At 42.1% G+C, this 15,014-nt stretch carries 11 protein-coding genes and 4 tRNA genes; 10 read left to right on the forward strand and 5 right to left on the reverse strand.

Annotated features, from left to right (window positions below):
• Window positions 1–45: 45 nt before the first annotated feature.
• The 6 genes from argJ (at window position 46) to EGS71_RS16695 (ending at window position 3,019) form a co-directional block, all read left to right on the forward strand.
• Window positions 46–1,266, forward strand: coding sequence for a bifunctional glutamate N-acetyltransferase/amino-acid acetyltransferase ArgJ (gene argJ, locus EGS71_RS16670; RefSeq protein ID WP_000268125.1), 1,221 nt, complete (start codon window positions 46–48; stop codon window positions 1,264–1,266).
• Window positions 1,267–1,412: 146 nt separating this feature from the next.
• Window positions 1,413–2,477 (forward strand): quinolinate synthase NadA, encoded by a 1,065-nt coding sequence (gene nadA, locus EGS71_RS16675; protein ID WP_001278262.1) that lies wholly within the window; start codon window positions 1,413–1,415, stop codon window positions 2,475–2,477.
• Window positions 2,478–2,619: 142 nt separating this feature from the next.
• Window positions 2,620–2,696: transfer RNA gene (locus EGS71_RS16680), tRNA-Pro, on the forward strand.
• 56 nt (window positions 2,697–2,752) lie between these two features.
• Window positions 2,753–2,829 (forward strand) — tRNA-Arg (locus EGS71_RS16685).
• 33 nt (window positions 2,830–2,862) lie between these two features.
• Window positions 2,863–2,938: transfer RNA gene (locus EGS71_RS16690), tRNA-His, on the forward strand.
• A gap of 4 nt (window positions 2,939–2,942) precedes the next feature.
• Window positions 2,943–3,019 (forward strand) — tRNA-Pro (locus EGS71_RS16695).
• Window positions 3,020–3,363: 344 nt separating this feature from the next.
• Here EGS71_RS16695 and add read toward each other — a convergent pair.
• Complete coding sequence (gene add, locus EGS71_RS16700; RefSeq protein ID WP_000629037.1) at window positions 3,364–4,359, reverse strand: adenosine deaminase; 996 nt, start codon at window positions 4,357–4,359, stop codon at window positions 3,364–3,366.
• Between the two features lie 402 nt (window positions 4,360–4,761).
• Here add and EGS71_RS16705 point away from each other — a divergent pair, with 402 nt between their 5' ends.
• Window positions 4,762–5,937 carry a zinc-binding dehydrogenase gene (locus tag EGS71_RS16705; protein ID WP_000843791.1) on the forward strand — a complete coding sequence of 392 codons (1,176 nt, stop codon included), beginning with the start codon at window positions 4,762–4,764 and terminating at the stop codon, window positions 5,935–5,937.
• A gap of 93 nt (window positions 5,938–6,030) precedes the next feature.
• Here the strand turns inward: EGS71_RS16705 and EGS71_RS16710 are convergent, their stop codons facing one another.
• The gene (locus EGS71_RS16710) at window positions 6,031–6,978 is read right to left on the reverse strand and encodes a LysR substrate-binding domain-containing protein (RefSeq protein ID WP_001254615.1); all 948 of its coding nucleotides are present in this window, start codon (window positions 6,976–6,978) and stop codon (window positions 6,031–6,033) included.
• A gap of 245 nt (window positions 6,979–7,223) precedes the next feature.
• On the opposite strand from EGS71_RS16710, the gene EGS71_RS16715 reads away from it, so the two are divergent.
• The 3 genes from EGS71_RS16715 to EGS71_RS16725 all read left to right on the forward strand — a co-directional run bounded on the left by EGS71_RS16715 (window position 7,224) and on the right by EGS71_RS16725 (window position 11,275).
• Window positions 7,224–8,444 carry an acyl-CoA dehydrogenase gene (locus EGS71_RS16715; RefSeq protein ID WP_001016271.1) on the forward strand — a complete coding sequence of 407 codons (1,221 nt, stop codon included), beginning with the start codon at window positions 7,224–7,226 and terminating at the stop codon, window positions 8,442–8,444.
• A 227-nt stretch (window positions 8,445–8,671) separates the two neighbouring features.
• Window positions 8,672–9,994 (forward strand): MFS transporter, encoded by a 1,323-nt coding sequence (locus EGS71_RS16720; RefSeq protein ID WP_001058269.1) that lies wholly within the window; start codon window positions 8,672–8,674, stop codon window positions 9,992–9,994.
• Window positions 9,995–10,045: 51 nt separating this feature from the next.
• On the forward strand, window positions 10,046–11,275 hold the full coding sequence (locus EGS71_RS16725; protein ID WP_000501141.1) for a CaiB/BaiF CoA transferase family protein: 1,230 nt from the start codon (window positions 10,046–10,048) through the stop codon (window positions 11,273–11,275).
• Between the two features lie 104 nt (window positions 11,276–11,379).
• Here EGS71_RS16725 and tcuB read toward each other — a convergent pair whose 3' ends face one another.
• The 3 genes from tcuB to EGS71_RS16740 form a co-directional block, all read right to left on the reverse strand.
• Window positions 11,380–12,513, reverse strand: a complete 1,134-nt coding sequence (gene tcuB, locus EGS71_RS16730; protein WP_000994370.1) for a tricarballylate utilization 4Fe-4S protein TcuB — start codon at window positions 12,511–12,513, stop codon at window positions 11,380–11,382.
• Window positions 12,503–13,909 (reverse strand): FAD-dependent tricarballylate dehydrogenase TcuA, encoded by a 1,407-nt coding sequence (gene tcuA, locus EGS71_RS16735; RefSeq protein ID WP_000543972.1) that lies wholly within the window; start codon window positions 13,907–13,909, stop codon window positions 12,503–12,505. The genes tcuB and tcuA overlap by 11 nt, the downstream gene beginning before the upstream one ends.
• A 103-nt stretch (window positions 13,910–14,012) precedes the next feature.
• Window positions 14,013–14,942, reverse strand: coding sequence for a LysR family transcriptional regulator (locus EGS71_RS16740; RefSeq protein WP_000421128.1), 930 nt, complete (start codon window positions 14,940–14,942; stop codon window positions 14,013–14,015).
• Window positions 14,943–15,014 lie beyond the last annotated feature (72 nt).

The following is a 15,014-nucleotide window of genomic DNA, read 5'->3' on the forward strand; positions in this document are numbered from 1 at the left end:
ACTGAAATATTAATCTTTTCATAACAAACTCTGGATGTTTTAAAAATGGCTGTCGGTGACGTAACAATGCCACAAATGCATGTGGTAAAAGGTGTAAAAATTGGCTCAACAGAAGCATATGTACGTTACCCAAACCGACGAGATCTAGTCATTTTTGAATTTGCAGAAGGTTCAAATGTTGCAGGTGTATTTACGCAAAATGCATTCTGTGCGGCACCTGTTCATGTCTCTAAAGCCCATCTTGCCGAAGGCAATCCTCGCTATTTAGTGATTAATACAGGTAATGCCAATGCTGGTACTGGTCCTACAGGTTTGAAAAATGCTCAGGATACTTGTGCAAAGTTAGCGGAGCTTGCTGGCGTTAACAGTTTCGAAGTACTTCCATTTTCTACAGGTGTGATTGGTGAGCAGCTTCCGATGGAACGTTTACTCGCTGGCTTACAGCCTGCATTAAATAGCGTACAAGACGCTGCATGGAGTGATGCGGCATCTGGCATTATGACAACAGACACAGTGCCTAAAGGTGCATCTGAACAATTTGAGCTTGATGGTATGACTTATACCATGACCGGTATTAGTAAAGGTGCTGGGATGATCCGCCCAAACATGGCAACTATGCTGAGCTTTGTGGCAACAGATGCGCCTATTCACCGCGATTTAGTACAAAAGCTATTAAAGACTACAGTTGAGCATTCATTTAACCGTATTACCATTGATGGTGATACTTCAACAAATGACTCTTGTATTTTTGTAGCAACTGGTCAGGCTGGTGGTGCTGAAATTACATCGGAAAGCGATGCACGCTACGCTAAAGTATTAGAAGTACTTGCTCGTGTAATGAACCGTTTAGCACAGTTAATTGTCCGTGATGGAGAAGGTGCAACCAAGTTTATTACTGTTGCTGTTGAAGGCGGTGCAAATACTCAAGAATGTTGTGACATTGCTTATAGCATTGCGCATTCACCTCTTGTTAAAACTGCACTTTTTGCATCGGATCCGAACTGGGGACGTATTTTAGCTGCAATCGGCTATGCTGGAGTGAAAGACTTAGATGTGTCTAAAATTCAGGTATGGTTAGACGACGTGCAAATCTGTAAAGATGGTGGCGCAGCCGAGGACTATACCGAGGAAGCAGGTGCTCGTGTTATGGCACAAACCGAAATTACCATTCGTGTTGACTTAGGCCGCGGACAAGCCAAAGACACGGTATATACATGTGACTTATCTTACGACTATGTCAAGATTAATGCAGATTACCGTTCGTAAATATTCAGTTATAATCAAGCCTCGACAAAGAGGCTTTTTTATTAGCCCCATCTTTTGATATTAAATGATTGAATTTAGTAAATCGTTTAAGCAGTAACGTTATATGCGAGCAGGTATGCCAGCATGAAGGATAGAGAAGACGTTTTATGAGTGATGCGACTTTAATTGCCAACGATGCAAAAAACATTGTACAAGCGCATTTAGACCGTTTAGGTGAACCAAAAGACAACCGCCTAAGTGAAGAAGCAAAACAACAAAAGTTTGCACAGATCGAAGCAGAGCTCAAAAAACGTGATGCTGTCCTTGTTGCTCACTACTATTGCGATCCAGATGTACAAGAACTTGCCGAAAAAACAGGTGGATGCGTTTCTGACTCTTTAGAAATGGCCCGTTTTGGACGAGATCATGCAGCCTCTACACTGGTTGTGGCTGGCGTTAAGTTTATGGGCGAAACAGCAAAAATTCTGTCTCCTGAAAAAACGATTCTTATGCCGACGCTTGAAGCAACCTGTTCACTTGACTTAGGTTGTCCAGTCGATGAGTTCACGGCATTTTGTGATCAGCACCCTGACCACACTGTAGTAGTTTATGCCAATACATCGGCTGCTGTTAAAGCTCGTGCGGATTGGGTGGTGACTTCAAGCTGTGCAGTTGAAATTGTTGAGCATCTAGATAGCTTAGGTGAAAAAATTATTTGGGCACCAGATCAGCACTTAGGCCGTTATATTCAAAAGAAAACCGGCGCTGATATGTTGCTTTGGGATGGCGCATGTATTGTGCATGAAGAATTCCGTGCACGTGGCATTGCTAACATGAAAGCACTGTACCCAGATGCGGCTGTATTGGTCCATCCTGAGTCACCAGAGTCGGTGGTAGAAATTGCAGATGCAGTGGGTAGTACATCTCAATTGATTAAAGCTGCACAAACTTTGCCACACCAACGTTTAATCGTGGCAACGGACCGTGGCATTTTCTACAAAATGCAGCAAGCAGTACCAGATAAGATTCTGGTTGAAGCCCCAACAGCGGGTGAGGGCGCAACTTGTCGTTCATGTGCACACTGTCCGTGGATGGCGATGAATGAACTTGATGGAATTTTAGAAGTTTTACAAAAAGGTGATCAAGAAATACACGTTGACCCAGCACTTGCTGAACGTGCCAAAATGCCTTTAGATCGAATGTTAGCCTTTAGTGCATCATTAAAACGTTAAAAAGCCTCAAAATGCTTGTTAAATATACATTTGATAAGGATTTTTAACTTTTTTTGACAATAGGTGTTGACGTCTGAGGGCGTCGCGCCTAGAATGCACACCGTACCGCACGATGTGCGATACAGCAAAAGCTGAGATAGATCGGAGCATAGCACAGCCTGGTAGTGCACCTGGTTTGGGACCAGGGGGTCGTAGGTTCGAATCCTACTGCTCCGACCACTTAAAAGAATATTTTAAGATCGGCGAAGTATCGCATGATAAGCATCATCGGTTAAGCGCCTGTAGCTCAGTTGGATAGAGCATCCGCCTTCTAAGCGGATGGTCACAGGTTCGAATCCTGTCAGGCGCGCCATTTGGTAGCTTGGTACGTAGAACTTATTTGATGGTGGATGTAGCTCAGTTGGTAGAGCCCTGGATTGTGATTCCAGTTGTCGCGGGTTCGAATCCCGTCATTCACCCCAATTTCGGAGCATAGCACAGCCTGGTAGTGCACCTGGTTTGGGACCAGGGGGTCGTAGGTTCGAATCCTACTGCTCCGACCATATTTAAAAGCGTTTAAGCTTTCTAAAATATCCCATATATTAAAATCATTTCTTCTTATCTTATGGATAGAAGGAATTTTTTTGTTTTCTATAATAAAATTTTTATTCCAAATTGCTCCAATATCTGAACTTAATTATATAAGCTCTGTTCTCTGTTCTCTGTTCTCTGTTCTCTGTTCTCTGTTCTCTGTTCTCTGTTCTCTGTTCTCTGTTCTCTGTTCTCTGTTCTCTGTTCTCTGTTCTCTGTTCTCTGTTCTCTGTTCTCTGTTCTCTGTTCTCTGTTCTCTGTTCTCTGTTCTCTGTTCTCTGTTCTCTGTTCTCTGTTCTCTGTTCTCTGTTCTCTGTTATTGATATTTCTGTCTTAACTCATCTTTTTCTTGATGTGATAAAAATGCGATTTTAAGTCCATTTTCTTGAGCTGTATAAATTTGCTCAGGACTTAAACCTGCCAATGGGGCAGCAGTTAAATATTCATGTTGTATTTCAATGCCTTCTACAGCAGGGTCATCTGTATTAATAGTGGCAAGTACACCATGTTCTAAAAAAGTCTTTAATGGATGCTCTGCTAAAGAAGGCACTGTGTTGGTTTGAATATTTGAAGTAAGACAAGATTCAATACCAATCTGATGTTTTGCCAAATAATCTAAAAGTTTTAAATCTTGAACTGCTTTAACACCATGTCCAATCCGTTCGGCACCTAATTCTTCAATGGCTTGCCAAATACTTTCTGGGCCGGCAGCTTCGCCTGCATGTACGGTAATGTGCCAACCTGCATCACGTGCTTTTTTAAAGTGATCAATAAATAAATTGCCCGGAAAACCAAGCTCATCTCCAGCGAGATCCAGCGCTTTAATATCATTTTTATGGGCGAGTAGAGCATTTAACTCTTTTTCACAGGCTTCTTGGCCAAAAGTACGACTCATAATGCCAATTAGGTTCGCTTTTACGCCGTACGCCTGACTACCTTCTTTTACTCCAGCAATCACAGCTTCCACAACGCCCTCAAGGGGGAGTTGATGTGTCATTCCCATATAGCCCGGTGAAAAACGTAGCTCTACATAGTCTAGGTCTTGCTGTGCTGCATCCTGCATGTTTTCAAAAGCAATACGTTTGCAGGCATCTAAACTGGCTAATACTTTTACGCCCCAATCGAGCTTAGATAAAAAACTTAATAAGTCTGGTTGGTTATCCATCACTTGTACGTGTGGCCGTAAAGATTCAATGTCGTAAGCAGGCAAATCTAAATTGTATTGTTGCCCCAATTCTAAAATGGTTTGAATGCGGATGTTGCCATCAAGGTGGCGGTGTATATCTGTAAGTGGAAGCGTTTTAGTAATCATAAATTTCTTCTTATCAATTTGTCTTAATTCATCATGCCTGTTTAGGGCTGCTGATAAAAGTTTGGATTTGCTATGTTTTTGTGAAAAGCTTTGAGTTGAGTTTTTTGAACTTACTATATTTGTATAAGTTTTAATTTTGATGACATTGTTCTGGCCTAAGAAGATAACGCAGTCTGTGTAAGATACAAGCATCAAGATTTTTATTGTTTTTAATTTCGCTGAGCCTATTTTTTGTTGACTCTTCAAGAGCGGATTGGCTGAAGAATGGTCATTGGTATTTTGCCTTTTACTTGTAAAGATGAATAAAGGCTTGCTAAAGACCAAACCGATAAAGCGATTAATTTATCTGTAGAAATCTATTTCTGGCAAGTAAATGAAAAAGAAGAAATAGGAAGCACTCAAATGAAGTCGGTACTTTGTCATCAAGCAACATTGCAAGTAGTGGACCAACCGAACTTAACACCTGCAAAAGGACAAGTTTTATTGGAAGTGGTGCGATGTGGGATCTGTGGTTCAGATTTACATATGCAGCATCACTGCGACCACATGCATGATTTGGCTGCACGTGTCGGGTTTAATGGTTTAGCGAAGTCTACAGACCCATTTGTACTTGGACATGAGTTTTGCGGCAAGGTTTTAGACTACGGTCCAAAAACACGCCATAAATTTAAAGCGGATACACTCGTTTGCGCAATGCCGCTTTTGAATGTAGATCAGCATGGTTATTTGTCTACAGGGCTTTCCCCAAATGCTTCGGGTGGCTATGCCGAGCAAGTATTGGCTCAATCAAGCTTGATGTTTGAAGTACCGAATGGTCTAGATGCGGATAGTGCTGCCATGACCGAACCTATGGCGGTTGCATTGCATGCTGTTCGCCGTAGCCGTGTAAAAACAAGTGAACCTGCGATTGTGATTGGCTGTGGTCCTGTCGGGCTAGGTGTCATATTAATGCTTAAAGCTGCTGGGGTTAAAACCGTAGTTGCCAGTGACTTTTCTCCAAACCGACGTAAGCTTGCCGAGCAATGTGGTGCGGATATTGTGGTAGACCCTAAAGAGACATCGCCATTTGCCAACTGGAAAGAATTTGGTTTACTTGGCAATGTTTCGGATGCCATTAACATGGGCATGGGACTGTTTGATAAGTTACAAGCGACACGCTTACCTTGGTGGCATGGATGGCGCATGATTGATAAATTGGGCGCTCTGCCAAAACGTCCTGTTATTTTTGAGTGTGTGGGCGTACCGGGCGTTTTGCAGCAAATTATTGAAGGTGCACCTTTGTTTTCTCGAATTGTTGGGGTGGGTGTATGCATGCAAAGTGACAAAATAGAACCAGCACTTGCGATTAATAAAGAGCTAGAAATTCAGTTTGTGTTGGGCTATACACCACTTGAGTTTAGAGATGCGCTGCACATGATTGCAGAAGGTAAAGTGAACTGTTCACCGCTCATTACCGGTGTTGTTGGCCTAGAAGGCGTAACTAATGCATTTGAAGCATTACGTGACCCTGAACAGCACGCCAAAATCTTGATTGACCCTAAACGTAGCGGTTCAGATATTCAATTGATGAGTCATTAATTTCAAAGTCATTTACACTTAACTAAAAAGGTTGTGATTTAATTAATCACAACCTTTTTTTATGAGTATTGAGCATAAGTAAAACCTGCTGAGCTAATTCGTATTAGTCTTTAGTTGTTCTAGTTCTTGGTAAATCCATTCAACAAATTTTTGAATGGTTGGGGTTATGTCTTGGCTTGAATGGATGAGATAGTATTTTCGGCTACCTTTTAGTTTCTTATTGGAAACAATCACCAGTTCTTTTTTTTGTAGTTCAGACTCAATCAACATTTGTGGAATTAAGGCCATTCCCATGTCATGGCTTGCAGCAACCGCAAGCATTGAAAATAACTCATGGCGTTGTCCATCAAAAGGTTTAGGGTGTTGCATCTGATGAGTTAGAAACCATTCTTGCCAAATGCTAGGCCGAGTGGTTTGTTGCAGTAGAGGAATTTTCAGCAAATCTTCCGAGCTTAAATCATAGGTATTTTCATTGATCATGACTGCATCTGGAAAATACTTTTCGATGAGCCTCGGCGAGCACACGGGTACAATTTCTTCATCCATTAAATAATGTGCTTGTATGCCGGGCCAGTGATCAATTTGCTGCTGCGTACCTGCAAAAATAGCGGCGTCAAAAATATTGTCATTAAATAAAAAGGGCTTGGTACTGGTTTCTAAGTGAACCGTAATTTCAGGGTGTTTTTGATTTAAAAGATGGAGCTTGGGTAACAACCAGCGCGTTGCAAAGGTAGGTACTACACCTAACTTTAGTGTGCCACCTAAACCTTTATGAGAAATCACATCGGCTGTACATTTTTCTAGACCTAATAAGTAAGGCTTAATACTTTTAAAATACTGCTGACCTGCAATGGTGAGTTCAACACCATGCCGAGTACGTATAAAAAGTTCAACGCCCAAGAAATCTTCTAATTGCTGAATTTGGCGCGAGACTGCACTTTGGGTAATACATAACTCTTGCGCAGCATAGGTATAACTTAGATGTTTTGCTGCACTTTCAAAGCAAATTAGCCCCTGAATGGACGGGATGCTTCTTCGCATAAATAAATCCTTTTATTTGTCATCATATTTCAAAACAGCATATGACATACATGCAGATATCCGAGTTTAGTATAAAAATGAGCCATTTTTAATAAAATACAACGAATTAAATATGTAAATTTAACGTAACTCATTTTAAATATGCGTAAGTCGCATATCTGCATGAACATTTATCGTTTGATTACTGCATTTTTCACGCATAACATCGAGTTAAATAAAGAAGATCCAATCAAGCAGAGGATGCGATGAATCACATGGTGACAACAAAAAAAGCAAAAGTTCAATTTAACTGGCAAGACCCATTTTTAATTGAGCAACAGCTTAGCCCAGATGAGCGCATGATTCGTGATGCGGCTCATGCCTATTGTCAAGAACGTTTGCAACCCCGTGTACTTGAACAATTCCGTCATGAAACAACAGATCCATCTATTTTCCGTGAAATGGGAGAGCTTGGCTTACTTGGCCCAACCATTCCTGAGCAATATGGCGGCGCGGGTTTGAACTATGTGAGTTATGGTTTGGTTGCGCGTGAAATTGAATATGTGGATTCGGGCTACCGCTCTATGGCGAGCGTGCAAAGCTCATTAGTCATGGTTCCGATTCATGAATTTGGTACTGAAGAGCAAAAGCAGAAGTACTTACCTAAACTGGCTACTGGTGAATACATTGGTTGTTTTGGTTTGACCGAACCTGACCATGGTTCAGATCCGGGCAGTATGATTACCCGTGCTAAAAAAGTTGAAGGTGGTTACCGTTTAAGTGGCGCCAAAATGTGGATTACCAACAGTCCAATTGCAGATGTATTTGTGGTTTGGGCAAAAGAAGTTTCTGCTGAAGGCAATGTCGGTGATATTCGCGGCTTCATTTTAGAAAAGGGCTGGGAAGGCCTATCTGCACCCGCAATTCATGGCAAGGTCGGTTTACGTGCCTCGATTACAGGTGAAATTGTAATGGATAACGTATTTGTACCTGAAGAGAATGCATTCCCTGAAATTCGAGGTTTAAAAGGCCCATTTACCTGTTTGAACAGTGCTCGTTATGGTATTGCATGGGGGGCGATGGGTGCTGCCGAGTTCTGCTGGCATACTGCACATCAATACACCATGGACCGCAAACAATTTGGTCGCCCGCTGGCTGCAAATCAATTGATTCAAAAGAAACTGGCAGATATGCAAACTGAAATTGCTTTGGGTTTACAGGCAGCTTTACGTTTTGGCCGTATGAAAGATGAAGGTATTGCATCGGTTGAAGGTACATCTCTCATTAAGCGTAACAACTGTGGAAAGGCGCTTGATATTGCCCGCATGGCACGTGACATGATGGGTGGAAACGGCATTAGTGACGAGTTTGGCGTAGCACGTCATTTGGTCAATCTTGAAGTTGTAAATACCTACGAGGGCACACATGACGTTCATGCCTTGATTTTAGGTCGTGCACAAACAGGCATTGCCGCATTTAGTAACTAACTCACTCATTTTTTTAAGATAGAGGTGTTCTTTCGGGAGCACCTTTAGGGATTTTTTACACAAAAATTTATGGATAATGACAAGATTCATCGTAAGGATACTCATGTGAAGATGTGCCTCTGTGTACTTAAAACCAAATGTAAGATGATGAAAATATAAAAGATTAAGTCATACAGAAAACATAAGTAAGCTATCGATGACTCATTTGGGAAAATGAGGAACTAAAGATGAACAATGACGTTCAAGTAATATCGAAAGAATTAAGAACCACATTTCCAAGTAACCTTGGAACATATGAAAAGATTGGACCAAATACATGGAAATGGGCGTTGTTATTTGCCTATTTTGCGATGGTGGTCGATGGCATTGATATTATGCTGCTGTCTTATAGCTTGACCAGTTTAAAGGCAGAGTTTGGGTTAACTACCTTTCAAGCGGGTGCATTAGGCAGTGCTTCTTTGGCAGGTATGGGTATTGGCGGTATTTTGGGTGGCTGGGCATGTGACAAGTTTGGTCGCGTACGAACCATTGCCAACTCGGTGACTTTCTTTTCTGTAGCGACTTGTTTATTGGGCTTTACGCAAAGCTTCGAGCAATTTATGGCTTTACGTTTTATTGGTGCTTTGGGTATTGGAGCACTCTATATGGCGTGTAATACCTTAATGGCTGAATATGTGCCAACCACTTACCGTACAACGGTCTTGGGCACATTACAGACGGGCCAGACCGTAGGTTATATTGCTGCAACGTTATTAGCTGGCGTAATTATTCCAGATTATGGCTGGCGCGTTTTATTCTTTCTGACCGTAGTACCTGCTTTCGTTAATATTTTCCTGCAACGGTTTGTACCAGAGCCAAAATCTTGGCAGCTCACCAAAATTGAAAGCTTACAAGGCAACAGACAGCCTAAAGAAAGAGTGGTGGCTGAAAAGCCAAAAAGTAGCAGTATCTACAAACAAATCTTTAATAACTTTAAGCACCGTAAAATGTTTTTGTTGTGGATGACGACAGCATTCTTCTTACAGTTTGGTTATTACGGCATTAACAACTGGATGCCAAGTTATTTAGAAACAGAAGTACATATGAACTTTAAAAACTTAACCAGTTATATGGTGGGTTCATATACAGCAATGATTCTAGGAAAAATTTTAGCAGGGTATCTTGCTGACAAATTTAACCGCCGTGCTGTTTTTGTATTTGGCACAATTGCCAGTGCTGTGTTTTTGCCAATTATTATTTTCTTCAATACTCCTGACAATATTTTGTATTTATTGATCACTTTTGGCTTCTTATATGGCATTCCATATGGTGTAAACGCGACCTATATGGCTGAAAGTTTTTCAACCGATGTGCGAGGAACAGCCATTGGCGGTGCTTATAACATTGGTCGTGTCGGAGCCGCTATTGCACCAGCTACCATTGGTTTCTTGGCATCGGGTGGTACGTTTACCATGGCCTTTATTGTGATGGGAGCTGCGTATTTTGTTGCGGGTGTATTGCCGGGCTTATTTATTAAAGATCGTCAGTACGATCCACAAAGACAATCATAAACAATGAAAAGAAGGTGCGTTGAGTGCCTTCTAAAAGATAAGGGTATCGTTATGGGTGCATTACAAGGAATTCGGGTTTTAGATTTAAGTCGTGTGCTTGCAGGGCCTTGGTGCGGACAGATCTTGGCAGACCTTGGCGCGGAAGTCATTAAAATTGAACGTCCTCGAGTCGGTGATGACACCCGTATGTGGGGACCACCATGGATGCCCGATCAAGATGGAAACATGACCCGTGAATCTGGCTATTTTCAGTGTACCAACCGAAATAAATATTCGGTTGCGGTAGACATTACCACACCCGAAGGACAGGCTTTAATTTATGAAATTGCCAAGACTGCAGATGTCGTGATTGAAAATTATAAGACAGGGTCTTTGGCTAAATATGGTTTGGACTACGCGTCATTAAGTGAGTTAAACCCAAATATTGTTTATTGCTCGATTACCGGTTTTGGGCAAGATGGCCCACGTGCAGAAGAGCCCGGCTATGATTTTATTATTCAGGGTATGTCAGGCTTAATGAGCATTACCGGTGAGCCTGATGATGTGGCAGGTGGTGGTGCACAAAAAGTTGGAGTGGCTGTGGTAGATATTCAAACTGGATTGTATTCCACCATTGCCATTCAAGCGGCACTGATTGCACGCTCACACACAGGACGCGGTCAGTATATTGATATGTCACTCCTTGATGTGCAGGTCGCGGCACTGGCAAATCAGGGAATGAATTATTTAGCTTCAGGTAAAGCGCCACAACGCATGGGTAATCAACACCCAAGTATTGTGCCGTATCAAACTTTTAAGGCTAAAGATAAAGAATTTATTATTGCTTGTGGCAACGACAAACAGTTTAAAGATTTGTGTATTGCGATTAGTTATCCAGAGTTGCTCGAAAATGATAAGTTTGTGCGCAACCAAGACCGCGTAAAATATCGAAATGAACTGATTCCTTTATTGTCGGAACACTTTTTGCAGAAAACTGCTAAAGAGTGGGTCGAGAGGATTCATGCACTTAAAGTACCCGTAGGTGTTATCAATTCTATTGAAGATGCTTTGGCTGAACCACAAATCGTGCATCGTAATTTGGTGGTCAATATTCCTCATCGTTTAAATGAAAACTTCCAAACCATTGGCTCACCCATCAAACTGTCTGATACTCCCGTTGAATATCATCATGCACCTCCAGAGCTTGGTGAACATACTGCTCAAATCTTATCGAGATTTAAAACAGCAGAAGAGCTAGCTGCGTTAAAAGAGAAAGGCATTATTGATGGGAAAATTGCTTAAGCTATTACCGTTTTCAATATGTCCATTCAATTATCATTGTAGTTGAATATAAAAAACCGCTTTTATAGCGGTTTTTTATTAGGAAGTTTTTCTAATCTTAAACATTATGACTTCTTGGAAATACGCTCTTCGATGGCAAATTTAAGTAAAGAAGCGCTGCGGTAAAAACCGTGTGCGAACTTTCCAAATGGCATGGTAATAAAAAACGTCATGACCGTAGCTAAATGGAAAATCAGTAAAAGTGCCATGTAAGGGGTATTGCGAAATGCCATGAGAGCTAAGCCTGAAGCACTGACTAAAATTAAAAGGAAAATAAAGCCTCGATCTACAGGTCTTTGCTCACGGTCACCATGTAATGGGTGACGTTTAAGATTTAAATAGAGCAAGCCCGATGGTCCAATCACTAAGCCAATCCCACCCAAAGTACCCAAAATCACAGGCAAGCTAAAGATAGGGTAAGGCGCATGTAGGTCAAGAAAATAGTGATATAAAGTCGCTACACCCGTAGCTGCAAAGCAAAGCATAAAGCCATAAAACGTCAGGTGATGGAACACACGGCGGATTTGTGTATAACGGTCATCTTGTTCATTACAGCCTTTACCATGACCGCCATCTAAATATTTAAGTGTTAATACATTTTGAGTGGCTTGAACCAGATCTGGTTTCTCAACTTTGCCATGAATGACTTTAGAGGTTTGTCGCCAGAATTTGCTAACTCCAATGCCGAGTAAAACAATTGCAACTGTAAAGGTCGCTCCAAACAATAGTGCTAAAAAGTTATGCGGGAAAATCGCATAAAAATTACCTTGATAGCCTGCAAATAAGTCAGTGCCTTTCCACCACACTACAGCTAACATGCAAAAAAAGAAAATGAGTGTTAACGTCGAAACAAAAGGAATACCTACAGACTTATAAAGTCGACCTAAAGGCTGAGGTGTAGCAAATTCTTGATAAGTTTCTAAACGTACTTGTGCCATCGCTTTTGGAATATTTACACCAAACTCGTGTGGTGGAGCATATTGGCAAGCATGTAAACATGCACCACAGTTATGGCAGAGGTTTGCCATGTAATGAATATCGGCTTGGTTAAACTCAAGACGTTTGGTCATAGCCGCAAATACAGCACAAAATGACTCGCAGTAGCGACAAGCATTACAAATCTGTAGCGCTCTTTGAACTTCCTGCTCATGGTCAGAGAGCTGAACAACTGGAATTAGGGCTTTGGTACTAGCATTCATGTTCAACTCCTTGTGAAAGTGCATAGTGGGCGGCATTTTTTCCGGCAATTCTCCCAAAGATTGTGCCGATCGACATGCCGACACCTGCGGTATAACCCTGACCAAGTACGTTACCTGCCATCATTTCACCTGCGACGAACAGATTGCGGCTGGCTTTATTGTTAAAGCGTACCGCAGCATCGTCTTCGACTTTTAAACCTAAATAGGTAAAGGTAATGCCGGGTTTAAGGGCATAGGCATAGAAAGGTGGCTGGTCGAGAGGAACGGCCCAATGGGTTTTGTTGGGAATAATATTTTCGGTGGTGCAGTCATCTAAAACGGTATGGTTAAAGGTGCCTTGCACACAGGCTTGATTAAATTCTTCTACGGTATGGCATAAGGTTTTTGCATCCAGTCCGATTTTTTCGGCTAACTCTTGAATGCTATTTGCTTTTACACCCGCAAACACAGGGGGCATAAAGCGACCAATGGCTTTTGAGTCGATAATCGAATAGGCAATTTGCTGTGGCTGTTTGGCAACAAGACGGCCCCAAATCGCATAACGTTTTGGCCAGAAGTCTTCGCCTTCATCGTAAAAACGTTCAGCTTTGTTATTGACCACAATCCCCAAGGAAACGCAGTCAATACGAGTACAAATACCGCCGTCATATAACGGTGCGCGTGCATCTACGGCGACACAGTGCGATTGTGATGGATCACCAATAATATCGGCGCCTTGATCTATCATAAATCTGAGTAAGTTGCCCTGATTAAAACGGGTACCACGAATAATGAAATTATCGGCAGGCCATTCGCCGTTTTCATTTTGCCCCCATGCTTCTCTTAACCATTCGAGATTTGACTCAAAACCGCCTGCGGCCAATACACAGCTTTTTGCTTTAAACACACGGCCATCTTCCGCAATTGCAGCTTCAAAATGTCCTTGGTTTAACTTTAGATCTTTAATTTTTGTGTTGTATAAAATTTCGATGCCAAGTTCTTGGGCACTACGGTAGTACGCATTAATGAGGGCTTTACCGCCGCCCATAAAAAATGCATTGGTACGTGCAACATGCAAAGCACCTGATAGCGGTGGCTGAAAATTCACACCATGTTTACGCATCCAGTCACGACAGGTCGCCGTGCTACGAATCACTAGACGGGCTAAGTGTTCATTGGTTTTGCCCGCAGTCACTTTAAGTAGGTCTTGCCAATATTCTTCTTCGGGATAAGCATCGACCAATACGTCTTGAGGAGCATTATGCATACAGCGAAGGTTACGAGTGTGTTGTGAGTTACCACCACGCCACTCTTTGGGCGCTGCCTCTATTACCAGTACAGAAGCACCACTTTCTTTTGCTGTGAGCGCGGCACACAGTGCGGCATTCCCACCACCAATCACAATTACATCATGCATGGATTTCTCCCTTTCTCAGCTAGGGCTAATGTAGCTTCAAAAGGGAAGATGAAGTGAGAGGCTAGGCTTGAATGGGTGTTTAGTAAAAATAAACACTAATGGCTTAAGTGTTTATGAGTTCCGCACCGGGCCAGCGCTTTTCATTAATCAAGTTAGTTACACAGGCACGAATCACCACTTTCGTGGCTAAGGTGGCAGGTGAGAGCTCTTCTTCAGAGAGACTAATTAAATAGTTAATACGCTCAATAGCAGGTTCTACAACGCGCAGTAAACACAGGTCTTGCCGTGAGTTTAACGATGCACCCGCAGGTTGAATGGTTGCCATTTCGAGTTGGCTAATGCTTTCCATTAACAAGTGCAGCCCATCAATTTCATAGGCCACTTTAAGTTGGTGAATTTTCTGATCGAGCAATAAACGCAGTCCATGTCGTTGGCTCGGTAAAATCAGTGGAAGTTCTTTAAGCTGTGAATGATTAATGGTCTGAGTGTCGATACAGCTTTCAAGGTGGTATTGACCCAGCACTTCTTTAGGCGAGATTAAAAACATCTGTTCTTTGACTAAAGGCTGTATGGCCCACTGTGGGTCGACATCGTCACTAAAGATGATGGCAACATCGAGCTGCCTTGCATTTACCAAGGCTTTGAGGTCACCCGATAACCCTTCAATTAAACGGACTTTAATATCGGGGTAACGATTTCTCATGAGTTTTAAAAAATGCGTGCCTATAACAGCTGCCACACTCGGTGAAAAACCCACGGTGACATGACCACTTAAACGTGAGGAATGCGCAGAGTCTACGGCATGGTCTAGGTGTCTAAGTGCCAGTTGAACCTGTTGAAAAAAAGCTAAACCCGCAGGGGTGGGAACCGTACCCAAAGCGGTACGCTGTAAAAGGCGAATAGAAAGCTCGCTCTCTAATTTTGAGATTTGCTGACTTAATGCAGACGTTCCAATATCGAGATTTTTTGCAGCTTTACCCAAGCTTCCTGACTCGATCACTGCAATAAAATACTTTAATTGTTTAAGTTCCACGGCAAATTCTACTTTGACCTTTGTTAATTATTCTACACTGGTTTATTGCTCTACATTTTGTTCTATTACGCT

Source organism: Acinetobacter sp. FDAARGOS_559, assembly GCF_003940475.1.
GTDB lineage: Bacteria > Pseudomonadota > Gammaproteobacteria > Pseudomonadales > Moraxellaceae > Acinetobacter > Acinetobacter baumannii.

Bases quoted from the DNA above. Each gene is read 5' to 3' on its own strand.
- argJ (WP_000268125.1), top strand. From the start codon at position 46: ATGGCTGTCGGTGACGTAACAATGCCACAAATGCATGTGGTAAAAGGT.
- nadA (WP_001278262.1), top strand. From the start codon at position 1,413: ATGAGTGATGCGACTTTAATTGCCAACGATGCAAAAAACATTGTACAA.
- add (WP_000629037.1), bottom strand. From the start codon at position 4,359: ATGATTACTAAAACGCTTCCACTTACAGATATACACCGCCACCTTGAT.
- EGS71_RS16705 (WP_000843791.1), top strand. From the start codon at position 4,762: ATGAAGTCGGTACTTTGTCATCAAGCAACATTGCAAGTAGTGGACCAA.
- EGS71_RS16710 (WP_001254615.1), bottom strand. From the start codon at position 6,978: ATGCGAAGAAGCATCCCGTCCATTCAGGGGCTAATTTGCTTTGAAAGT.
- EGS71_RS16715 (WP_001016271.1), top strand. From the start codon at position 7,224: ATGAATCACATGGTGACAACAAAAAAAGCAAAAGTTCAATTTAACTGG.
- EGS71_RS16720 (WP_001058269.1), top strand. From the start codon at position 8,672: ATGAACAATGACGTTCAAGTAATATCGAAAGAATTAAGAACCACATTT.
- EGS71_RS16725 (WP_000501141.1), top strand. From the start codon at position 10,046: ATGGGTGCATTACAAGGAATTCGGGTTTTAGATTTAAGTCGTGTGCTT.
- tcuB (WP_000994370.1), bottom strand. From the start codon at position 12,513: ATGAATGCTAGTACCAAAGCCCTAATTCCAGTTGTTCAGCTCTCTGAC.
- tcuA (WP_000543972.1), bottom strand. From the start codon at position 13,909: ATGCATGATGTAATTGTGATTGGTGGTGGGAATGCCGCACTGTGTGCC.